The sequence below is a fragment of the Clostridium lacusfryxellense genome (genome assembly GCF_018861735.1).
Classification (GTDB): domain Bacteria; phylum Bacillota; class Clostridia; order Clostridiales; family Clostridiaceae; genus Clostridium_AD; species Clostridium_AD lacusfryxellense.
Window position 1 is genome coordinate 1 of the sequence record NZ_JAHLEB010000018.1, and the last position, 24152, is coordinate 24152.

A 24152-nucleotide genomic window follows, 5' to 3' on the forward strand; every position below is an offset into this window, starting at 1 on the left:
TTCCTGATAGGGTTTCCCTACTGTATGTTAATAACTTACTAATGAAAATAGAATTATTTCCACTTCCAAGAGGAAACATCACGCATTTGCGTGCTGCTTCGCAGCTCGCACGTCTACTCACATTATACTATATATTATAGAATTTTATGTTTATTTCACATATAATAACTGCTTAATTAGAATAATTACTTTAGCACTAATCGACCTTTCTATTGATTTAATAATGTGTACGTGCTAAAGTGTTAAAGTGTTTAGAAACGAAAGAGGAGTGATTTCGGTGGCAGAGAAAAATAAAAGAGAAATGTTCTCTACAGGGTTTGCAGTTTTTTTTGCAACATTAGGTTCAGCTGTAGGTTTAGGTAACATATGGAAATTTCCTTATTTAATAGGTACTAACGGTGGAGGAGCTTTTCTCTTAGTTTATCTTTTATGTGTTATATTAGTCGGCATTCCAATTATGGCATGTGAATTTTACATTGGTAGAAAATCTAGAAAAAATGCAGTAGGAGCTTTTAAAAAATTAGATGCTGCTAAAGGTTGGAAAACTATCGGGTTTATGGGTACAGCTACAGCATTTCTAATTGCGTTTTTTTATAGTTGCGTTGCCGGATGGGTTTACTCATATGTATTTAAAGCAATAAAGGGCGATTTTGTTGGGGTTACTTCTAGTACTGCGTCAACAAAATTCATGTCAACTTTAGTTGGACCTTTGTCCCCAATAGTATGGCAGTTTATAGTTCTTGGTATAGTATCGATAATATTAATTGCAGGAGTTAAAAACGGAATTGAAAGAATAACAAAAACACTTATGCCTGTACTATTTATATTAATTATTATTTGCGCCGTAAGATCCTTAACACTTCCAGGTGCATCACAAGGATTAAATTTTTTATTTCATGTGGATTTCTCGCAACTAACTGGACCTGTAATACTAGCAGCTCTTGGTTTAGCATTTTTCAAACTTTCTCTAGGAATGGGAACAATGATTACTTATGGGAGTTATTTTACCACTGATAATAATATGATAGCGACTTCAGCTAAGGTTGCTATATCTGACTCATTAATTTCGATACTTGCAGGAATTGCAATATTCCCAGCAGTATTCTCATTTGGACTTAAACCTAGTGAAGGTCCTGGTCTTTTATTTATGACTATACCACTTGTATTCTCAAAGATACCTTTTGGCAGTATATTATTAGTGGCATTTTTCTTTTTATCTGCAATAGCCGCTACTACAGCACTAATATCTATGGTTCAAGTTCCAGTAGCGTATTTTACAGAAGAAAAAGGTATGGGTAGAACTAAAGCTGTGTTATTTACAACAAGCATAATGATGGTGGTTGGAATTCTCGCAACATTATCGGCTCATCCAACAAGTGCACTTGCTAATATTCATATTATAGGAGAAAGAGGTTTCTTTGACTCCTTCGATTATTTATCTTCAAATATATTACTTCCTATAGGTGGACTTTTAATAGCAGTTTACGTAGGATATTTTACTAAAAAGGAAGATTTCAAACTAGAACTATCAAATCAAGGAACATTAAATAATGCTTTAGTTTTAGACGTTATATATGTATTTATCAAGTTTGTATCCCCATTTCTTCTTATAATAGTTTTCTTAAATTCTATTGGAATATTTAAATTTTAGATAATAAATATTTCATATTATATATTAATATGTAAATTTATAATTTGCCTTTAAGTTTGTACAAAAAAAAATCTCCAAGATATTTTAATTAATCTTGGAGGTTTTTATTTTTTCTAATTTATATATCTGATAAAATACAAATACAGACGTCTACAATAATTTCCATTTCTCTAAAGCCTTTTTTCAAGTTCTTCTTTAATCTCTTCATATCCTGATTTTCCAAGAAGCGCAAACATATTCTTCTTGTACGCTTCTACTCCTGGTTGATCAAATGGATTAACCCCTGATAAATATCCACTCATTGCACAAGCTTTTTCAAAAAAATATGCCATGTGTCCAAAATTATATGATGTTAATGCTGGTACATTTAAAATAATATTAGGAACATCACCATCATTATGAGCAAGTACTGTTCCTTGAAAAGCTTTTTTATTAACAAAATCCATAGTTTTACCTGCTAGAAAGTTCAAACCATCTAGATCTCCACTTTCCTCTTTAACTACAACCTCAATTCTTGGCTTTTCAACATTTATAACAGTTTCAAATATATTACGTACACCCTCTTGAATATACTGTCCCATAGAATGCAAATCTGTAGAGAAATTAACTGCTGCTGGGAATATTCCCTTTTGGTCTTTTCCTTCACTTTCGCCATAAAGCTGTTTCCACCACTCTCCGAAATATTGAAGTGATGGTTCATAGTTAACTAAAATTTCTGTAACCTTGCCTTTTCTATATAGTGCATTTCTAGCTGCTGCATATTTATAACAATCATTATTATTTATATCTTCATCGTTGTATACTTCCCTTGCATCCGCTGCTCCATTCATCATTTCATCAATGTCTATGCCTGCCGCTGCTATTGGTAATAATCCTACAGCTGTTAGCACTGTGAATCTTCCCCCTACATCACCTGGAATAACAAATGTTTCATAGCCTTCTGCATCTGCTAATTTTTTTAGAGCTCCTTTAGCAATATCAGTAGTTGCAAAAATTCTTTCTTTGGCTCCTGATTTCCCATATTTCTTTTCTAATAGTTCTTTGAATATTCTAAAAGCAATAGCTGGCTCTGTGGTAGTTCCTGATTTTGATATTACATTTACAGAAATATCTTTTCCATCTACAGCATCAAGTAAATCCGCCATATATGTAGAACTTAAATTATTACCAGCAAAGAATATTGCTGGTGATTTTCTTTTTTCGTTTGTTAGGCTGTTATAAAAACTATGTGTTAACATTTCTATAGCCGCTCTAGCTCCTAGGTAAGATCCACCTATTCCAACTACTATTAAAACCTGCGAATTACTTCTTATTTTTTTTGCTGCCTTTTTAATTCTTTCAAATTCTAGTTTATCATAATTTAAAGGAAGATCTATCCATCCTAAAAACTTATTCCCTGGGCCTGTTTTATCCTTAAGCATTTTGTGTGCAATAGATACCATTGGTTGTAAATAAGAAACTTCATGTTCACCTAAATATGGCCTTGTTTTGCTTAAATCTAAAGATAAATTTTTTTTCATTAATATTCCTCCCTTATATAATTATATTAAATAATCTATAGACTAACCACTTTTTTAAAGTGGTTAGTCTATATCATCATTTATTTACTTTATCCTCTTGTTTTTCCACCAGCTATATTGTATGTTACACCATGGATATAACTTGATCTTCCAGATGCAATATAACAAGCTAAATCCGCAACTTCTGTAAGTTCTCCTGATCTTCCTAGTGATGTGATTGAAGGTTTACTATATCCTTTTCTTAGTTCATCTACAGTAATTCCACGAGTGTAAGCTAAAGCTGATTCATATTCTATAGTTCGTAGCCCAGTTGCCTCTAGAATACCTGGTGCTATTCCAACAACCCTAACACCTTGTTTACCTAATTCTTTTGACCAAGATCTTGTAAATGAGTTAACAGCATTTTTTGTAGCTGCATAAACACTTTGTCCTTCTGAACCTTCAAGTCCACTTTCAGATGACATATTTATTATAACTCCAGAACCTTCTTTTACCATTTCCCTTGCCACAGCTTGTGTGCATAAAAACACACCCTTTTGATTTACATTTACTATCTTATCGAATGTAACTTCGTCAAATTCATATTTTCCATGTGGATCTTTTTTGTCAACTAATAACCTTGGAATGTTGATTCCAGCATTATTTACTAAAACATCAATCTTTTTAAAAACTTCTTTTGCTTTTAATACCATTTCATTAACACTATTACTATTTGTTACATCTGTCTTTATATAAATCATTTTTCCACTTTTTTCATTTATGTTAAATTCAGGCTCATTTGGATTCATATCGCTTACTACTACATTAGCTCCATTGTCTAATAAACTTTGTGCTACAGCTTTACCTATTCCAGATGATCCGCCTGTAACAATTGCTGTTTTTCCTTCGAGTTCCAACCATGACTTGTCCATATTCTTTATTCTCCTTATTGTTCATTATTTTATCAGATACTATTCAATTGACTTCATTCTCTATAGTAGTTATAATTAAGTTGAATATTTTTTTTAGCGTCTTAATATTTTTATTATTGTACCATTCTCAGGTGGTACAATTTCTTTTTTTTCTAAGAACAATGTTCCAGCAATATTAGCTTCTGTTTCGCCACTAAATTTGAATGTTATGTGACCTAATTCTTTTAAATTTTTATTTACATATTCCCCTACTGCAGTAATCTTGTACTGGGTCTCTCCTAAAAATAAGTTATCATCTACTTCAATATTCTTGGTTAATTCATTTTTATTATGGAGAAAACAATAATCCTTTAGATCTTCTGGTGCATTTTCTTTGAAAATTATAAACATATCGCTTTTAATAAAATCTTTTACTCTTTTACCGATGTAAGTCACTTCTGTTTTATAAATTATGTCCATATCTACATCCCTTCCTAACTAGATTTATATTAGCTGTACAACCCAAAACTTGCTAGCCATGCAATAATTACAGTAGGAGCACCTGTTAAAAATCTTGAATATAATACTGATGGTACACCAACTTGAACTGTATCAGGCTCTGCCTCAGCTAAACCTAAACCTACGGGTATAAAATCACATGCCGCCTGTGAATTAATTGCAAATAGTGCTGGCAACGCTAAATGTGGTGGAATTGTTCCTTTACCTATCTCAACTCCTATTAAAGTTCCAACTATCTGCGCTATAACTGCACCAGGTCCCAAAAATGGAGAAAGTAATGGGAATGAACAAATCAATGATATAATTATTAACCCGAAAACATTTCCTGCTAGCGGTGTTAATAAATGCGCAAACCAATTTCCTATACCAGAAGCATTAATTATACCGATTAGAGTAGCAACGAAAGCCATAAATGGTAAAATTGTATGAATAACTGTATCTATTGTATCTCTACCAGCTTGGAAACATAATGATGTAAATGCTCCAATTCCAATACCTATTTTAGCCACTAGACCTGAACTTTGTTGGCTGATTTTTTTGTTACTATCATATTTTTTCATTTAAATAACCTCCTGTTATTATTCTATTACTTGTATGTTGGCTGATTTAACTGCTGACACATAAATATCTTCTTTCATAAACATTGCTAGTGGACCACTTTTCCCTGTTGCTAGGATATTAACTGTAGGTATTTTTTTTTGAGGATAAATACCACATCTCAAAGTGCCACCACAATTAACTATCACACAAGCAATTTCACTATCACGAACTCCTCGAGTAAATCCATCAACTAATTCACACCCACTAAGCTCTGCAATAGTTACAGCTACTTCTGGCCTTGCGCCACCAGTTATATAAACTATTTTATTTTTTACCTCAGTTGGTTCAATAATTAACGGTCCACCCCAACCACCTGATCCTTTTGTAATTTTAAGTTTTTTATATTCCATATTAATCTTCCTCCTTAATTAATTAGTTACTAAACATATTTCTCATTACTAAGTTGTTTCAGTATCATTTGAATGATCTATATCCATAACAGATTTAAGCTTAATACCTTGTTGTTTTTCCACTACCGAAGTTGTAAAGTCTGTAATCCAGCCTCTAAAGAAGTTTGTAACCATACCTACCAAAAGATATCTTACTGCCAAATCACCAGTTGTAAAACCAAGCTTTGTTATCCCAGCAGCCACTCCTAAAAAAACAAATAGTTCGCCTGGATTAACATGTGGGAATATACCATTCATAGTTTGGCATGAAAAACTTGAAGCTGCATAATAACTAGGTTTGTATTTTTCTGGTAAAAACCTCCCCAAAGACAATGTCATGGGATTTGCAAAAATGAATGTCCCAATTACAGGTAATATAAGATACCTTGAAATCGGATTAGATGATGATTTTTTAGCAAGATTTTCAATTTTATCAGTTCCAATCAACTTAATTATTACATTCATCGCTACTAAAAGTGCAACTAATAGTGGGATTATCCCTGTTACAAAAGACATGAATTGTATACCACCTGCTCTAAATAAGCCCATGAAATTATCTGCTAAATTAGCAATTGTTGTAAATATTTGTGACATAACAACTTACCTCCTAGAATAAATTTATTTTTATACTACTAATTGTTTATCTATTTCTTTTTCGTCATGACTTTTCTCATCCTCACCTCCCTTAAATGTATTATAAATTTTCGTAGCATCAAGAATTGCTATTCTCATTAGCTTGTTGAACCCCTTTAACTTTTCCTTTGTTATATTTGAAAGGGACATCCCTTCAAGTCCTTTAAATTCTTTAACTCTTGCAAAAACCGATACTCCTTGCATTTTTCTAGAACTAATAACAGTGCCTTCTTCGTCAATGAGTATTAGCACAACAGTACCAGCACGAATGTATCCTTTTTTTCTACCTATAGCCACTTTGCCAATTCTTCTTAGCTCGATATAGTTTTTATTAAAATCCTTTATTTGCATTAAACCAAATAAACAATTAACTAACCATGCAATAACACCTAAAATGATTAGGATTATAACTGGATTCATACTAAGACCTCCTTTAACAATAGATTTTTAAATTCACTGTAATCCTTTAACTTAGACATATTAATGATAACTTGTTTATTTTGAGTTAGCTTTAGTAGTTGTTCATAAGTTCTAATTAGTAAATCCTTATCTATATTTTCTTCTGATGGAATCATTAATAAAATAATAATTTTGACTTCTTTTCCTTCCCAAACAATAGGTTTTTTCAGTACTCCAAAAGCTATACGAAGTGGTTTTTCTTTATTATTAATCGCATGAGGTAGTGCCACATAATTACCAAAGATGTTTGTTCCTTTTAATTCTCTCTCAATTATTCTACTTTTAAATTCTATATCTACTTCTTCAAGTTCTAACAACTTATCTAACATAAAGTTTAAACTGTCCATATAATTATCTTCTTCTAAAATAAAGAAATGTTCTTTCTTCACTATAATGCTTAGAATAGGATCATTTGCCTGAAGATAATTTGCATTATATTCTTTTAAATTCATTTTTTCTTGTATGGTCTTCTTTAAAACATCGTCATCAAATATTACATTAATCATAATAATTGGTGTTTCAGTATTAAAGGTAATATCAACTGTAGTAAACACAATGTCATATTTTAATAATAATTCTTTTGTAAGTTTGGTATCCGAATAATTATCAATTATAACCTCTCTACCTAACAGCCTTCTGAGTTTAATATTTAAAAACTGTGAACTTCCAAGTCCCGTGCCACATACTAGCGCAATTTTTTTAATCTTTTCTCCATCATAATTATCTTGTTCTATATAACTTGCAAAATAAAGTGCCATGTATGCAATTTCATCTTCTCCTGATTTTAAACCATAATTATTTTCTACTACTTTAGCCGCTATTTTTGCCATTTCATAAGGTAATGGATAATTCTTTTTTATATCATTTATAAGTTCATTTTTATTTTTTATATTAAATATCAATCTATTAAGCATAAAATTCAAATGATAAATAAAATTTTTAACAATTGCATTGCCATATTTAATTGATACGCCTAAATTTTCATTTATTTCATTAATAATTTGTTCTGCAAGCAACTTCACACTTTCCTTAATAATTAAATTATTAGGATTAATTGATGCCCTTCTACCTATTAATGGTAGAATTACAAAAGAAACTTCATATTCATTAAAACTATAATTAGTTATTTCAATTAACATTTCCAATATTTTTGCCGCAAGATTATATTCCTCATTATCAATTATATCCTCATATTTTTTATCTAAAGTAATAATATTTTTATTATCATCTACTCTTATTAACATAACCATAATGTAATTCATGGTTTCAATAAGAGTTTCATCTGCCAGGTGGATTTCGCTGATTGCAAATAATTTAATTAAACCAATTCTAATCTTCTCATAATACTCATTGTTTATGGTTATTACACAAGAATTTGAAGTAGAATTTTTTACAAATTCTTTATTTAAATAATCCAGAATAAATAAACGAATATTTAATTCATTTCCTTCAATAGTTATACCTAAATTCTGCTTCCCTTTAATTCTAATATCATACAACTTAAACAAGGCCTCAATTTTTTTTAAATCATTTATCAGTGTAGTTCTACCTATATTAATTTTATCAGCTAGCTCATCTATCTTTATAACCTCTTTTGATTTTATCAGTATTTGGATAATATACATTAAACGATCTTCAGGAGAATTTAGAATAGTTAGATCACTATTTTGCACCGATGCTTCATCAATAAATTTATCAAATTTATTTTGATTATGCACAATAATTCTATAACCGGCCTCCTTAACTTGAACTATCACTGCCATATTTTCCTTAGTGAGGATAATATTAAGCTCTTTTATGTAATTACGGATCGTCCTTGAACTTACACCAACGAATTCTGCCAATTCATCTAGTTCATTAAATTTCTTGGAGTTTACTTTTATTAAAACTTTTAATAATCTGCTATCAATTGGAATCATTGTCATGTAATCTATCCACCTCCTCTTAACTACAATTTTATTATACCTTACTATTTTAGGTTTATTAATACATACTTTTTCAATAGTGAAATGAAAACGTTGTACTAATGTATACATTATCATATTTCCAAGATTTAATAGGTACCCCAACATTGCTTTAGTTTTTATATTACAGTTTTATCTTAACTTACTTAATCTATACAACTTCCTAATAATGCTACATCCACACAGTTCTAATAATGGTATTCTTAAATTCTATAGGAATATTAAAATTTTAAATAAAAATAGAAGTAAGGGAGGCATTGGCCTCCTTTACTTCTATTTATGAAAAAAACAACATTTTGTATAACATTATTTTAAACTAAATTTTTACTATATTTAAACAATTTCAATTAATTCTTTAACTTAAATATCTTTTTCCTAAGTCATTAGCAATTTCTCTAAGTTGAGTTATCTGATCTTCCGTTCCTAGAACTACCATTGTATCCCCTATTTTTAAAATCTCATCAGAATTTGGATTAAAGAATAATTTTTCACTATTATATTTTTTTATAGCTAAAACTATTAGCCCAGTTTTTTCTGGAATTTTTATTTCTCGAAGACTTTTATTTACTATAATTGAATTTTCACATATGACAACATCTTCTAAGTCTAAAATCACATCTCCAGCATGGGTTATTATATCTAAAAAAGCAATAACAGTGGGTCTCAGCATTAGGGAAGCCATTCTACGTCCTCCTATTTCATTTGGAGAAATTGTATTGTTTGCTCCCGCTTTTTTAAGTCTTGCATCTGCATTTTTATTTATAGCTCGAGACACAATATATAAATTGTCATTCATTCCTCTACCAGTTAAGACGGTATATACATTGTCAGCATCCTTAGGTAATGAAGATATAAGACCCTTCGCAAACTTTATTCTTGCCTTATCTAATACATCTTCCTCGGTTGCATCTCCATGAATAGCATAGATTTTCTCTGCTATTAGTTCATTTATTTTTTCTTCATCTTTATCTATTACAATAAAAGGTACATTACTTATTTTGAATTGTTTTATTGCATTTTGTCCTGTCTCACCTGCCCCACATATTATATAATGGTCTTTAAGCTTTGTTATCTGGGATTCCATACGTCTCCTCCTCCAGGCATCTTTTAACTCTCCCTCTAAAAACGAAGATACTATACTTGTGAATAAATACCCTACTGTACCTAAACTTAAAAAAATAATAAATATGGTAAAAAGTTTTGCCTTTTCATCCATATTGCCTACTTCTGCATACCCTACGGTTGATATGGTTATTACAGTCATATACAATGCATCTACAAAACTAACATCTAATAAAAATTTATATCCTATTGTTGCTGTAAGGATTAAAGCTATTAAAATAGTGACTACAAAATTAAATTTACGATAACCTTTCATAGCTTGCTCCTTAATCATACTTCAACTTATTATACCATAAAAAGTAATAAATATAAATAAATAGGCTACACAATGAATTGAACTCCATAATGCAGCCTATTTCTAACATATGTAGATTTCTTTATTACTTCTCTTACTTATCATTAACATTCATATAGAAAAATTTATCACTTATTTTAAAACCTGAATCACTAGAAATTTCATTTAGCTTACTTAATAAATTTATTTTAGAATTACCCTCGAGCGGAGTTGGGGAATAATCATTTTTATAGCTAACTGAAGATATACTACAAGGAATAACACGTACACCAATAGAAGTTAGTTTATCATTAGTGAACTTTAAATTGCTCTGAAATATAAAAGTTGTTTTATCTTTAGGATTAGAGTTCCCACCAAAACAGAAATTCCCTAAACTATAAGCTATAATCTTATTTTTATATTTTTCAATTCCTTCTATTACATGGGGGTGATGTCCAAGTATTATATCCGCGCCGTTATCAATTGCAAAGTGTGCAAGTTCTTTTTGGGCATCTACTGGGTAATATAGTCCCTCTGCTCCCCAATGGAAATTTATAACTACAACTGAGTTAGTCTTTTTTAAAGTTTCTATATCTAATTTTACTTTATCAAGAAAACTTTTGTCTAATGACCACCCTCTATAACCTAAAAATCCAAATGACTGACCCTTAATTGTAGTTTTCCATATGGATCCTTCTCCGAAATAGTTAACTTTTTCTTTTTCTAGGGCAAGTTTTGTATCAATAAATCCCTTTTGTTTGTAATCGTAAATATGATTATTAGAAAGATTCACACCTTCAATAGACCCAAGTGGTAAACTTTTAGCATATTCACTACTAGCTTTAAAGTTAAATTGCTTTTCTTCCTTATCAGTTGCATCCGTGAATGTTGTTTCTAAATTAGCAATTGTAACATCATCTTTCTCTAAAATACTATAAACATTTTTAAAATAATAAGAAAAGTAATTATTATTCTTTGTTGCCATAGCAGGAAGGCTATTTGAATAACTAAATTTAGTGTCAGTGCCTATAGTACAGTCTCCAAGCGCTGAGAGCAGCACTTCTGTTTTTGTATCTTTTACTATGGGAGTAACATCAGTATTACTTGTGTTATTTGTAGGTTTAGGAGTAGGTTTAGGAGTGGTTTTGTCAGTTAGATTTTTACTAGAATCATTTTTGCTAAATTTTCTTACGGTAAATGAAATAGTTTTAATGGTCCCTAATATTAATAATACACAAATAAATAGTAAAGATATGTTTTTGATACCTTTTTTCCTATTGAATTTTTTTCGCCTAGTTTTTTTCAAAACAATCCCCCCCGAGGTTTTTTACTTTTGTGCGCATATACCCTTAACTATCCTTAATTAAATGAACAAACTCGATTTCTACCACTGTTTTTTGCCTTATACAGTCTTAAATCTGCAACATTGAATAAGTCATTAAAATATATTGCACTGCAAGTAATATTATCTGTAACCCCAATGCTTATTGTAATTGGGATACGAGTACCATCATTATATATATTTAGGTCTCTAACTGTTTCTAATATTTGTTCCGCTTTAATTTCTCCCTCCTTAAGGGTAATCCCTTTTAGAATAACGACAAACTCATCTCCTCCAAAACGGGCAAATAAATCATTTTTTCTAAGAATTCTTGAGCAAGCATCGCTTACTTGTTTTATAACTTCATCTCCAAAAAGATGCCCATACTCATCATTAATAAATTTAAATCCATCTAAATCAAATACCATGCATATTACACTTTCATTGTTTTTTTGTGCTTGCTTTAGGAATCCATTCACAGTAGTTTCCATATACTTACGATTATATATACCAGTCAAATAATCAGTATTAGCTTCCTTTTCTATTGAAGCTATACTATATTTGATTTGAAGCCTTAGAGCTAATAACCCCAGTTCCGTTTTTCTAATCTCATCTAGAAGTGTTATGTATTCCTTTTGGAGTTTAAACCCTAAATTTATATCCTCCATTAACTCACATAACTTACATCTTTCATCTTGTATGACCTTTAAAAAATATATATCATTGTAACTTTCAACTAATATCTTAGAATTAGAAAAGGCTTCAAATGCTTTACTATACAATTGTTGTTCACTGTACCAATAACCTTGTAACACATAACACTGTGATTTTTCTCTTATAAACGAATCTAAAACCGGATCATTTATCATTTCATCAACTAGTAATTTTGATGTTACAAAGTCCTTTAGTCCAATAAGTGCCTTAGCGATGTTTAACTTAACTCTTAATTCTAAAATTGGATAAAATGGCTTATGCAGTTTTGCCATTTCAAGACCTAAATTAGCCATTTCTAATGCTTTTGTGTAGTCTTCTTCAAGCATACACATATGACTATAATTACTATATCCATTACTTACAATGTTATATCTTTTTAGTTTTCTTCCTAATTTAATATTTTTTTCAAGGATTTTTTTTGCTTTATCTAAATCTTTGTTATATTCATAAAGTAAACATATTACATTTGATGACAATAATATATCTTCTTCGTCTCCATGTTTATCACAAATCTCTTTATGAATCTCTATATAGCTAAACGCAGCCTCCATGTCTCCAATATAAAAGTACGAAGCTACCAACCCCATATAGGCGGCTAAAATCGATTTATAATCCCTTATTTGCTTTCCTAGTTCAATAAGAACATAACAATTTTCAATTACTTCTTGGTACTTCCCTTCGGATTTTAGTGTTGTAATCCTTTGTTGCAGTATGCCCAACTTTTCATTTACCATATAGCTTTGCCCCCCAATAATTGTTCATGCTCTACCGTACAGACTTATTATTTTTAAATTTATAGAAACATATTCTTTAAATATTCTTATTCTAATTTATTCCACTTACATTGTACTATAAATTTTATCATATTATATTAATTTTACCTATAATACTTTATTATCTTTATTTATGAGGTAAATTTAAAGACACTAATTTAATGAATATACAAAAAAATAGTAAAACTTCATTACAAAGTTTTACTATTTATTACCAATATTATATCATCTTAATTTAATGAATTATTTTACCTATAACTCAATGTTTTCATTTTCAAAAAGCATAACATCAAATTTAGGTTTATTTCCAAATTGTATTAATATACAAAGTACAATACCTGTTGCCAGTCCCCAAGCTGCGCCTCGTGTTGCAACAACCGCTGCCATAATGCCTGCTATACCTAAATCATTAGCAGTACGTGCCTTCATAACTCCAACTCTTATAGAAACATATCCTTGAATTAGCATTGTAGAAGCAAGTGCTATTCCTAAAATAGGAGTTACGAGCGAAACGATTGGTAGTAAAAAGTATCCCGTGAGGGTTCCAAATCTAAAAGAACCTGCACCACCATGTATTGAGTCCATAGATTCTCTACCATGCTTATATCTTTCACAAACAACAACTTGCATTGCTGCCCATAGAGGTCCACACATTGTAAGATCTGGTCCTATTACAGACATCAACATGTTACGAAGGCCAAATATTATATGAGATCTATTTGAATCATAATCTATAAGTTCATCAGGGCGATCTTTCTTACAATCATCTACTAAAGCTGAAGATTGTATCATGTCGCCAAATAAAATTATATATGCGGAAATAACCATTGGTAAAGCATTTATAAACATTTTAATTGGAGGAAATCCTATTTTACTAGAAAAAAATGTCCACTGCGACCATAAAACTCCAAAAGCTGGTTTTGTTATGCCCCATTGCACTGTAGGCCAAGATGTTTCTCCTACTAAAGGCGCTAATACTATTGCCAGGGCTATTATAGGCAATATACCTAAATTTGATATTGTTTTTAAAATTTTATTATTATCTCTAATACTTCTAAAATGATTTGAAAATAAAAGATAAAATCCGAGCCCTACACAAATAGTAATAGAAATAGGGAATAGGTCAAACCGAGCCCCTTTTACAAATATAACATTTACAGCTGCAATTCCAGATCCAAGTATAATACCAGACTGCATTGCATTTGGAACAATGTGAACTATCTTCTTACCAAGTCCTGTAATACCTAATATTAATGCTAAAGCTCCTAAAGACATTTCAAATGCTATTAGTGCTTGTATTCTTTCTGGTCCTATTTTATAATCACTTACATAAAGCATAAGAAGTGGAATTGCAGGAGTCACCCAGCCAGGAACTACAGGATCCCCTAAAAATACATGTGCACAATAAAATATACCATTAAGTACTACAACTGCCAATGCTACTTCAAAAGGCATTCCTAAATATTCTTGAAGCATAGGTATGGCTCCAAGACAAACCGCGCACATTAATAAACCTTGTACATAGTCTGGCCATTCAAACTTATAATGCACAAATGGTATACGTATTTTAAATGGACCCGCAGGCAAGTAAGGTTGTTCTTTTCCAAATTCCCTTTTAATTGACATAAATTAAACCTCCACTTTAAAATAATTTATATTTATCTTCTATTGAATAGATTACTAAAATAAGCAATTAAATCTTTTCTCAAATTTAAGCACTAATCCATCTTTAAAGTCTGGATGAGAAATACCTATAAGTGCTCTAGCCCTATCCTTTAAATTTTTACCCTTAAGCTTTGCTATCCCATATTCTGTTACTACATAATTCACATCATTTCTACCAGTAGTTACCACTGATCCTTCATCTAATAATGATACAATTTTCGAAATTTTTCCATGTGCTGCTGTAGATGACATTGCCATAATAGATTTCCCATTGATACACATATTAGAACCTCGTACGAAATCTACTTGACCACCAACACCACTTATCTGTTTTAATCCAACTGTCTCTGAAGCTACTTGCCCCATTAAATCAACTTGCACACAAGAATTAATTGATATCATCTTTGAATTTTTCATAATTACAGATGGGTCATTTACATAATCTACTGAATACATCTCAACCATTGGATTATCATTAACAAAATCATATAATCTTTGAGTCCCCATAAGGAAGGTTACTACTATTTTGCCAGGATGAATTGTCTTAGCTTTATTTGTTATAACCCCTGCTTCAACAAGTTCAACTACTCCATCTGAAATCATTTCTGAATGTATTCCTAAGTCCTTTTTGTCTTTTAAAAACAGAAGTACCGCATCTGGAATAGCACCAATTCCAAGTTGAAGTGTTGAACCATCCTCAATTAAAGATGCACAATGTTTGCCAATAGCTTTCTCAACATCTCCGATTTTAGGAGGTTTTAGTTCTATTATTTGATGATTAGATTCTACAATATAATCAATTTCAGAAACATGTATAAAAGAGTCTCCCATAGTTCTTGGCATTCTATTATTTACTTCTGCAATTACTAGTTTTGCATATTTTGCTGCAGGTTTTGTGTAATCGTTAGATACACCAAAACTACAAAAGCCATGTTCATCTGGCTTTGAAACTTGAATAAGTGCTACATCTACGGGTAAATCTTCTTTGAAAAGAGCTGGTACTTCTGAAAAATAGCAAGGAGTAAAATCTGCCCTTCCACTATTTACTGCATCCCTTGTACTTGCTCCTACAAATAGTGAGTTATGTCTAAAATATTTCTCCATTCCAGGCTTTGCATATTCACTTTTACTCATTGCCACCATGTGTACAAATTCAACATCTTTATAAACCTCACAATTAGCTACCATTGCTGCTATTACTTCTGTTGGTTCACCACAAGCATGGCCCACAACTATCCTGTTTCCAGATTTTATTTTTTCTGCCGCTTGCTCTGGAGTTACAATCTTTGATTTGTAAATTTCTTCTAATTTCACAGATATCACTCTCCATTATTTAAAATATGTGGGGTGAACAATTCACCCCACATGTACTTGTGCTTATTTCATCTTCGTTGCTGCAACTAAAGGCTCTGCAGATGTTACTATTTTCTCCTCTTCTATTCTAGCAATCACTTTTGCTAATGCTTTTTTATGAGGTAAGTTACCTTGTCTTGCTATCATTATTCTTTGAGCCTGTGGAGAACCTGCTCCATGCATTGATTCTGTTCTATATCCAACTGCAGCTGTTCCAAGCGACATGTTTTCTATTAATCTTAATATTCTCATTCTATTTTCTGTTGATACAGATGCAACACCTTTTAAGTATTTTTCACAATAAGGTCCGATTAGTGGATCTTTAAAATCTTTGTCAGATGGCATTGTTACCATGAGTCCTCCGGCAATATCTTCAGCAAGTCTAACTATTTCATATGGGAACCTAGTTACATTTTGCTTACAAACATTTGCAAGTAACAAATCTATTATATAATTACCTGACTGCGTTACATGGCCTTCAGCAGAACATGCAATTCCACAGGCGTATAGTGTTTCATTTAGATGCGTCATTTCTATTAACTTATCTTTGATATGTGAAACCTTGCTAGTTCCATTATATTCTGCAGCCAGTGCAGCAGCTCCGATAAGAACATCGCCTACACCAACTTTACATCCACCATAACTTTGTCTATGATATCCTGCAAACCTTTCAACAAGCATTCCTGCAAATTCTGTTTCTCCATTTAAAAATATCCTATCATTTGGTACAAATACATTATCAAATATAGTAAGAGCTTCTACTCCACCATAGTTGTAATTTCCAACATCGATGTCAGCTCCTTCTTCACTTTTTCTTGTGTCACAGGATTGACGTCCAAGAATCATAATAATACCTTCTGTATCTGTTGGCACTGAAAATGATACTGCATAGTCCTTATCCTCTGGTCTCATAGCCTGAGTTGGCATGACTAAAACTTCATGTGAATTACAAATACCAGTTTGATGAGCTTTTGCACCGCGAACTACGATACCATCAGGTCTTCGCTCAACTACTCTAAGGTACATATCTGGATCTTCTTGTTTTGTGGGTGATAATCCTCTATCCCCTTTTGGATCTGTCATTGCTCCATCTACTATTAAATCATTTTCCTGAATATATGTTAAAAACTTTTTAAAGTTCTCATGATATTTTGTATTATAAGCTTTATCTAGCTCATAAGTAGTACTATATACAGAGTTAAAAGCATCCATTCCAACACACCTTTGGAAACATGAAGCGGTTTTCTGCCCACATAGCCTTTGCATTTTAACTTTTTTAATTAAATCCTCAGTACTTTGATGAAGATTAGCAAATCTGTTAATCTTTTTTCCTGTGATATTAGATTTAGTTGTCATTAAATCTTCATATTCAGGCATTTGAGCTAAATCGTAAGTCATTTTAACTGAGTTCATTGAAGGACGAATTATAGGATCATCTACTACGTTCTCAACCTTTTCCCCAAACATATAAACCTTCAATTTAAGTTTTCTAAGACTTTCTACGTATTCTTCACCGGTCATTAATCCCATTTTAACCATTCCTCTCACATATATATTTTGTATTATTTTACACTTATATACAAAGCATAATCTGTGCCAAAGTCATAGAAAAGTCATTTAATTGAAAAATACTAGATAAAATCAACATATATTGTTAATTTCACCTAGTATCTATATTAATTAGCATTAACTTTTAAATTATAGCCTTTTTTTTAATAATTCCTGTTCCATAAACGAAACAATATTATAACAAAACATACAAATTATTGAATACGATTACAGTATATGCTTATTTTCAGAATATTGAAATTATATTGCAATTTTGGTACATGTTCCATTTTTACAACATTTTCTTTTCTAAATACATTTTTCTCTTTCTAAAAAAAGTAGAAGAATTAATACCAATTAATTTTGCGGCATCACGAACATTCCCTGCATTATTAAAAGCGTTCATAATAAGTTTAGCTTCTACTTTTTCAACCTCGTGTTTTAAATTACCTATCTCATCATGGTCATTATTTTTTTCTAATAAATCCTGAAAGTTTTTAATTGGCAAGTCACTTTTTAATATTTGATTATTACTACTCATAACTACAACTCTCTCAACTATATTCTTAAGTTCACGAACATTTCCAGGCCAATCGTAATTATAAAGTGCATTAAGTGCCTCGACAGTAAAAGTTTTTTCAAAGTTATATTTCATATTTAATTTAGCTAGAAAATCTTGAACTAGAGGTACTATATCTTCTCTCCTCTCTCTTAACGGTGGTACAGTAAGAGGTACAACACTTAAACGATAATATAAATCTGCTCTAAAAGATTTTTCCCTAGTCATTTTCTCCAAATTTCTATTAGTAGCTGCAAGTACTCTCACATCGATTTTAATTGACTTCAATGATCCGACTCTTACTACTTCTCCTTCCTCAAGAACATTAAGTAGTTTTACTTGTATATCTAAAGGAAGTTCTCCAATTTCATCTAAAAAAATTGTACCACCATCTGCCACTTCAAAAAGTCCAATCTTGCCTTGATTATTAGCCCCAGTAAATGCCCCTTTTACATATCCAAAGAGCTCAGATTCTATAAGGTTATGAGGAATTGCTCCACAATTAATTCTTATAAAGTTTTTGTCCTCCCTCAGGCTATTTTTATGTATAAATTTCGCTACTACTTCTTTTCCGGTACCCGTTTCCCCTAATATTAAAACTGTAGTTTCCACCTTAGCTACTCTTTTAGCAACCTCAAGTAAATCTATCATTGTTTTATCCACTGCAATTATATCCAATAAATTTAAGTATTCACTCCTCATAGCTGATATTTCAGAATAATATTTTTCTGTAAGTTTCATATTTTTAGCTATTTGTTCCTCGAGCTCATATAATTCCGTTATGTCACGTACATTTGTAACAACCATAGTTAAATTATTTTTTTCATCAAATATAGGATTGCTAGAAACCAGCACCTTTTTACCAGTACTAAATTCCTGCTCAATGGTATTTGATTTTTTATTTTCTACAACCATTAGAGTAGATGATCTTGATATGAATCCCTCTTTTTGCAATTCATACATATTCCTATTCATCATATCTTTTCTTTTTAGTCCTGTTATATATTCATAAGATTTATTAATTTTTAATGTATTAGCTTTTCCATCGGTAACGTATATGCCATCAAATGATGATTCAATAACTGCGTCTAATTCTGTACAATTAAGAAGTACTCCTCCACTATTATTACCAGATTCCAATCTCTTTTTTAGTTCACTTATTTTTTCTACTTCACTTGCAAATTCATGCTTAAACATATCTCTTACGCTAAAAACACCAACAAATTTACCTTCTGCATTTTTAACTGCCTTGTAACTTTCCTTAGCATTAATGTAATTATTCATGTAATCATCTATTCTTAAATCTTCACTTATAATATTTTCTTTATCTAAAGAAAGGAATTTTAATAATATATTAGGGCTTGTTCCCTGTACAATATTTTCAATTATGTCATTTTTGCTTATAACATTAATTAAAAATTTTTTTTCATCTATTATAGGTATAACTTGAATTTTATTATTACTAAATAACCGTGCCGCATCATAAAAAGTATTGTCTTCTTTAAGTGTAAAATTACCCTTAATCATAACATCCATTACTTTCATAAATACACCTCTCAATATATAAAAAAATTAAGCTATTCAATATTTATATATTAGATAGCTTAACTATATTATATCAGAAATTATTACTAATTATATCATTTTAATATCTATACCCTTTAAAATAAGTTTTTCTATAAATAATATTTTTTGTATGTCTATAACTATTTGTTGATTCTCATCTATTTGTATTTTATTAGACAAAAAAATCTTGAACCCCTCATAGTTATATACTGAATATGATTTTAAATCACGGTTGTCAAATCCCATACGAACCTCAGGTACATAGAACCTTTTGGTATTTCCACCACAACACCCTGCACTTGTCTCATTCTCAATGGTATAAATTATAACAGAATATGCATCCTGTTTTTCCAAATACTTTAGTGCTTTTTCACTAATTATAATTTCCATAAACGCACCGCCTTTATAATACTAAGAGCAATTTATATGCCAAGAATTTTAAACTACAAAGAACGTTGCGGCAAGTATTATATAAACACTTATTAACTGTAATCCTTCTAACCAATTGGACTCACCATCATTACAAACTTTGTTAGCTATAATTACGGTTACGCCTAGAGCCACTATTTCATATGTGTTAAATATTAGTGCCATAGGTTTAAAAAATAAGATGCTCTAACTTATCCTTAATTAATATGTTCGATTAATATTAAGTTTGATTTTACTGTTTCCAATTTCACTTGGTATATTATTCATAGCACATATTAACCTGTTATAGTTATCTGTACTTTGCTGTAAATATTCTATTCCACTCAGAGTTATTTTAGGGTGTGACGCTTTAATACTGTATTTTTCTTCATTGCCAACTCTTTTTACTTCTACTCCTGTAATCAGATTGGATTCAAGTATAATATCAAGTATTTGTCCGTACTGCTCATTATCACATTTTACATCTTCTTGACTTAAAAATCTATTATTTTTATCTAACTCATTAAGTATTTTTAATATTAACTCTTTTTTCATATTAATACACCTCTGTTTACATTATACTGCAAATAAAGGTAATTTCCTTCTTTTTACCATATTAAAATTTATTCCATATGTTGTGAACGAATCATTGAAAGATACATCTACACTTTTAAAGTTATTTTTCTCTGCACTTTTTAGTGCTGCATCATCGTATTTTGTATTATCATTCAAATAGTCATAAAGAGACTTACGTTTTTGCTCAACTGTCATATCACTTTTTATTGCACTAGCTACTATTTTTTTAGCCTCAACAATAATAGCTGCTTGTTTCTCCTTTATTTTCTCCTTAGAATCGTCGTACTTTATCTCTAACGTTAATGATGCATAATCATACCCATACTGTTTTAATCCTAATATTAAAGAATTTTGATGATTTACTTCTTCCAAAATATCAGCTATTGTGTTAAAGTTTTGTGCTTCTGGAAATGCTTTTAAGGATATTTTAGTGTCGCCGTTTATAAGTTTATTTGCTAAAACTCCTCTGGTGCAGTGTCTGCGTTAATTTTTATGTCTTTTTCTACCGCTAGAACAACCTCTTTGTCACCCTCCGCTACTTGCCTTTCTGTATTCCCTATAATTTGTTCTACTTCGGTTTCTTTGCCTTCTGAGTTACTTTTGCTACTTGGATCTATTATTGTCGGAACAGATGGTTTCGGAGTTTGATCTGTAGTATTATTAATCTCTACATCACCACTGGTTGCAACAGACTCTGAATTAGCACCTAAAGTAGCTAGTTCACTAATTAATTAGTCCAGGGTTCTCTTATGTTATTTCCATAATCATTTACCATATAGATTGTAATTTGTAATATTTTACTTGACATTTCAATTTCTGATTAGTATTATTGTATTAATCGATTAACACAGTAATACTAAATGAATAGGGGGTGATGCGTTTGAAATTTGAATTTAATCCCAATATACCAATTTATCTTCAGATCATTGAAGAAATAAAAAGGCAAATTGTTTTTGGAGAGAGAAAGCCTGGGAGTAAAATAGAAAGTGTAAGAGATTTGGCGCAGACTATGGGAGTTAACCCAAACACAATGCAAAGGGCCTTTGCAGAGCTTGAACGTCAGAATCTTAGTTACACCGAAAGGACCTCAGGTAGGTTTATAACTGTAGATGTTGAATTGATAAAAAAAATTAAAGATGAATCAATTCAAAAAGAAGTTTCAGAGTTTGTAGGCCTTATGAAAAAATCTGGTTTTCATAAATCTGATATTTTAATACTAATTGAAAAATTCATGGAGGAGAGTGACAATGAATAATTTAGTTGAAGTCTCTAATTTAACAAAAAAATATGAAGGAAAAATTGTATTAGATAATATTTCTCTAACCATTCCAGAAGGAAGGATAATTGGGTTACTTGGAGCAAACGGAGCTGGTAAAACTACTCTAATAAAAATTTTAGCTGGTGTTATGCAAGATTATAGTGGAAAAGTGTTAATTGATAACCATAACCCTGGACCATATACAAAATCAATTTTGTCGTATCTTCCAGACAAAACTTATCTAAGCACATGGATGAATGTTAAAGATACAGTGGATTTATTTGCAGATTTTTACACAGACTTTGATAAAAATAAAGCTATAGAGCTGTTAAAGTTGCTTAATATAGAAATCAATCAAAACGTTACAAAGCTTTCAAAAGGAACCTATGAAAAGGTTCAACTTATAATTGTAATGTCCCGAAGATCAAAGCTTTATGTACTTGACGAACCCTTAGGCGGAGTAGACCCAGCAAGCCGTGACATCATAATAGATACCATACTTACTAATTATAGCGAAAAAAGCTCGGTACTCTTATCCACTCAGCTAATTCAAGATGTAGAACGCGCCTTTGATAGTGTTATTATTCTTAAGGATAATCATATTTTTGTTAATGATGAAGTAGATAATATCCGTGCTAAATTCGGTAAATCTATAGATGAACTTTGTAGGGAGGTTTTTAAATGCTGCTAAAACTTTTAAAATATGAGCTAAAATCGAGTTTTGGTAGAATTGTTATTTCATTTTTAGTTTATGCTTTAATAACATCTATTTTGATGATATTTTTTAGAGATTATGAGACTATCAATACAGCCGCCTTAACCTTTGGAATGGTAGCATTAACTGTAATAACATTTCTTACAATTTTCAGGCGTTATAATTCAAATCTCTACGGTGGAGAAGGCTATCTTATGTTCACTCTTCCAATAGACGGTAAGGTTATATTGGCATCAAAACTTATTTCTGCATTTATCTGGACAGTTGCATTGGCATTAATTATAGTTCCATCGGTTATAATGCTTAGTTTAAATTATGTCGACCCAAATTATATTAAGGATGCTTATAACTATTTTGAAATGAATAAAGTATATGTCATTGTATTCGGAATTGAGTACTTGTTAAATATGTTTCGTTCAGTACTCGTAATTTATTTTTCAATTTCTATTTCAAAACTACCTATTTGGAAAAAATTTAGTGTACTCGCAGGTTTTGGAATATATTTTGTTGTAGAAATCTTGTCCTCCATTCCCACATTACTCTTTAAGAATGTAGCGGTGGTAGCAAAAACTACAGCAGGATTTAATGTCTTAGTAAAAGACTATTCAATTCGAAACATATTAATCGGATGTTCTTTTGATTTGCTTATATTTATAATATTGTTTTTTGTTACCTCGTATTTACTTAATAATAAAACAAGTTTAAAATAAATTTTTTCACATAAATTACAGACAATTTTGGGAGGTATATCATGAATAATGAAGTATTAAAAGTTGAAAACCTAAAAAAAGTTATTGGTAAACGTACAATCGTCTCAGATATTTCTATAGAACTAAAAAAAGGAGAAATATTCGGGTTTTTGGGACCTAATGGAGCTGGAAAATCTACAACTATTAAAATGATTGTAGGGTTATCAAAAATAACTGATGGTAATGTCTACGTAGGTGGTTGCTCTTTGAAAGAAGATTTTAGAGGCGCAATGCGCAATATTGGGTGTATCGTTGAAAATCCAGATATGTATAACTATATGTCTGGACTTGATAATCTGAAAATCTTTGCGAAAATATATGAAGGTGTAGATGAAGCTAGAATCAATGAGGTTGTAAAAATTGTAGATCTTGAGAGAGCAATAAAAGACAAGGTAAAAACTTACTCTCTTGGTATGAAGCAACGTTTAGGAATTGCTCAGGCACTACTTCATAGTCCGAAACTTCTTATACTTGATGAGCCTACAAACGGTCTAGATCCAGCAGGAATTAAGGATATGCGTGAGCTACTTCGAAAACTTTCATCAGAAACTGGTCTTACAGTGCTTGTATCTAGTCATATATTAAGTGAAATGCAACAGATGTGCGACCGTGTTGGTATAATTAATAAAGGCAAAATTATAACTATTAAATCTGTTGATGAACTTCTTAATATGTCGCAGAGAGGAGATAGAACAGTTTTGATACTAGAATCTAATAATAATGAAAAGGCAAATTCACTTCTAACAAACATGAATATAAATAACAGCATATTGGGTGATGGAGTGCATATTGAAACAACTAAGGATCGTGTTCCTGAAATAATTAGAACATTAACTCTTGAAGGTGTTGGTATTTTTGCTATGGATAGACAAGAGACTCAATCACTTGAGGATGTATTTATGAAGCTTACAGGGGAGGAAAAATAA

General features: G+C 30.9%; 23 protein-coding genes and 2 pseudogenes. 6 read left to right on the plus strand and 19 right to left on the minus strand.

Annotation, left to right across the window (positions count from 1 at the left end; translation table 11 throughout):
* Positions 1-301 precede the first annotated feature (301 nt).
* Complete coding sequence (locus KPL55_RS11865; protein ID WP_216307019.1) at positions 302-1651, plus strand: sodium-dependent transporter; 1350 nt, start codon at positions 302-304, stop codon at positions 1649-1651.
* Positions 1652-1821: 170 nt separating this feature from the next.
* Here the strand turns inward: KPL55_RS11865 and KPL55_RS11870 are convergent, their stop codons facing one another.
* The 19 genes and pseudogenes from KPL55_RS11870 to KPL55_RS11955 form a co-directional block, all read right to left on the minus strand.
* A complete protein-coding gene (locus KPL55_RS11870) occupies positions 1822-3171 on the minus strand; it encodes a glucose-6-phosphate isomerase (RefSeq protein ID WP_216306941.1) in 1350 nt (449 codons plus the stop codon).
* An 89-nt stretch (positions 3172-3260) separates the two neighbouring features.
* A complete protein-coding gene (locus KPL55_RS11875) occupies positions 3261-4082 on the minus strand; it encodes an SDR family oxidoreductase (protein WP_216306942.1) in 822 nt (273 codons plus the stop codon).
* A 93-nt stretch (positions 4083-4175) separates the two neighbouring features.
* On the minus strand, positions 4176-4541 hold the full coding sequence (locus tag KPL55_RS11880) for a PTS glucitol/sorbitol transporter subunit IIA (RefSeq protein ID WP_216306943.1): 366 nt from the start codon (positions 4539-4541) through the stop codon (positions 4176-4178).
* 29 nt (positions 4542-4570) lie between these two features.
* Complete coding sequence (locus tag KPL55_RS26760; RefSeq protein ID WP_376770443.1) at positions 4571-4990, minus strand: PTS glucitol/sorbitol transporter subunit IIB; 420 nt, start codon at positions 4988-4990, stop codon at positions 4571-4573.
* Positions 4991-5077: 87 nt separating this feature from the next.
* Positions 5078-5530, minus strand: a pseudogene (locus KPL55_RS26765) (PTS glucitol/sorbitol transporter subunit IIB); the annotation flags it as partial.
* A 48-nt stretch (positions 5531-5578) separates the two neighbouring features.
* On the minus strand, positions 5579-6163 hold the full coding sequence (gene srlA, locus KPL55_RS11890; RefSeq protein WP_246599429.1) for a PTS glucitol/sorbitol transporter subunit IIC: 585 nt from the start codon (positions 6161-6163) through the stop codon (positions 5579-5581).
* 30 nt (positions 6164-6193) lie between these two features.
* Positions 6194-6622 (minus strand): transcriptional regulator GutM, encoded by a 429-nt coding sequence (locus KPL55_RS11895; protein ID WP_216306944.1) that lies wholly within the window; start codon positions 6620-6622, stop codon positions 6194-6196.
* Positions 6619-8697, minus strand: a complete 2079-nt coding sequence (locus KPL55_RS11900; RefSeq protein ID WP_216306945.1) for a BglG family transcription antiterminator — start codon at positions 8695-8697, stop codon at positions 6619-6621. The genes KPL55_RS11895 and KPL55_RS11900 overlap by 4 nt, the downstream gene beginning before the upstream one ends.
* A 283-nt stretch (positions 8698-8980) precedes the next feature.
* A complete protein-coding gene (locus tag KPL55_RS11905) occupies positions 8981-10003 on the minus strand; it encodes a potassium channel family protein (RefSeq protein WP_216306947.1) in 1023 nt (340 codons plus the stop codon).
* A gap of 133 nt (positions 10004-10136) precedes the next feature.
* The gene (locus KPL55_RS11910) at positions 10137-11327 is read right to left on the minus strand and encodes a CapA family protein (RefSeq protein ID WP_216306948.1); all 1191 of its coding nucleotides are present in this window, start codon (positions 11325-11327) and stop codon (positions 10137-10139) included.
* A gap of 53 nt (positions 11328-11380) precedes the next feature.
* The gene (locus KPL55_RS11915) at positions 11381-12790 is read right to left on the minus strand and encodes a GGDEF domain-containing protein (RefSeq protein ID WP_216306949.1); all 1410 of its coding nucleotides are present in this window, start codon (positions 12788-12790) and stop codon (positions 11381-11383) included.
* Positions 12791-13081: 291 nt separating this feature from the next.
* Positions 13082-14455: a hypothetical protein gene (locus tag KPL55_RS11920; protein WP_216306950.1), complete on the minus strand. Its 1374-nt coding sequence runs from the start codon at positions 14453-14455 to the stop codon at positions 13082-13084.
* Positions 14456-14509: 54 nt separating this feature from the next.
* Positions 14510-15808, minus strand: a complete 1299-nt coding sequence (locus KPL55_RS11925; protein WP_216306951.1) for an acetyl-CoA hydrolase/transferase family protein — start codon at positions 15806-15808, stop codon at positions 14510-14512.
* A gap of 63 nt (positions 15809-15871) precedes the next feature.
* Positions 15872-17377, minus strand: a complete 1506-nt coding sequence (locus KPL55_RS11930; protein WP_216306953.1) for a 4-hydroxyphenylacetate 3-hydroxylase family protein — start codon at positions 17375-17377, stop codon at positions 15872-15874.
* Positions 17378-17687: 310 nt separating this feature from the next.
* Positions 17688-19499, minus strand: a complete 1812-nt coding sequence (locus KPL55_RS11935) for a sigma 54-interacting transcriptional regulator (protein WP_216306954.1) — start codon at positions 19497-19499, stop codon at positions 17688-17690.
* A 90-nt stretch (positions 19500-19589) separates the two neighbouring features.
* Positions 19590-19910, minus strand: a complete 321-nt coding sequence (locus KPL55_RS11940) for a CC/Se motif containing family (protein ID WP_216306956.1) — start codon at positions 19908-19910, stop codon at positions 19590-19592.
* 48 nt (positions 19911-19958) lie between these two features.
* Positions 19959-20129 (minus strand): annotated as a pseudogene (locus tag KPL55_RS11945) (calcium/proton exchanger); the annotation flags it as partial.
* Between the two features lie 21 nt (positions 20130-20150).
* Positions 20151-20483 (minus strand): YjcQ family protein, encoded by a 333-nt coding sequence (locus tag KPL55_RS11950; RefSeq protein WP_216306958.1) that lies wholly within the window; start codon positions 20481-20483, stop codon positions 20151-20153.
* A gap of 21 nt (positions 20484-20504) precedes the next feature.
* Positions 20505-20876, minus strand: a complete 372-nt coding sequence (locus KPL55_RS11955; RefSeq protein ID WP_216306960.1) for a hypothetical protein — start codon at positions 20874-20876, stop codon at positions 20505-20507.
* A 120-nt stretch (positions 20877-20996) separates the two neighbouring features.
* On the opposite strand from KPL55_RS11955, the gene KPL55_RS11960 reads away from it, so the two are divergent.
* From KPL55_RS11960 to KPL55_RS11980, 5 genes are all read left to right on the plus strand, one after another.
* Positions 20997-21152 (plus strand): hypothetical protein, encoded by a 156-nt coding sequence (locus KPL55_RS11960; protein WP_216306961.1) that lies wholly within the window; start codon positions 20997-20999, stop codon positions 21150-21152.
* Positions 21153-21384: 232 nt separating this feature from the next.
* On the plus strand, positions 21385-21759 hold the full coding sequence (locus tag KPL55_RS11965) for a GntR family transcriptional regulator (RefSeq protein WP_216306963.1): 375 nt from the start codon (positions 21385-21387) through the stop codon (positions 21757-21759).
* Entirely contained in the window at positions 21752-22453 is a 702-nt protein-coding gene (locus KPL55_RS11970) for an ABC transporter ATP-binding protein (protein WP_216306964.1), read from the plus strand. The genes KPL55_RS11965 and KPL55_RS11970 overlap by 8 nt, the downstream gene beginning before the upstream one ends.
* Positions 22444-23187 carry a hypothetical protein gene (locus KPL55_RS11975; RefSeq protein WP_216306965.1) on the plus strand — a complete coding sequence of 248 codons (744 nt, stop codon included), beginning with the start codon at positions 22444-22446 and terminating at the stop codon, positions 23185-23187. Before KPL55_RS11970 ends, KPL55_RS11975 begins: the two co-directional genes overlap by 10 nt.
* Positions 23188-23228: 41 nt before the next feature.
* The gene (locus KPL55_RS11980) at positions 23229-24152 is read left to right on the plus strand and encodes an ABC transporter ATP-binding protein (protein WP_216306966.1); all 924 of its coding nucleotides are present in this window, start codon (positions 23229-23231) and stop codon (positions 24150-24152) included.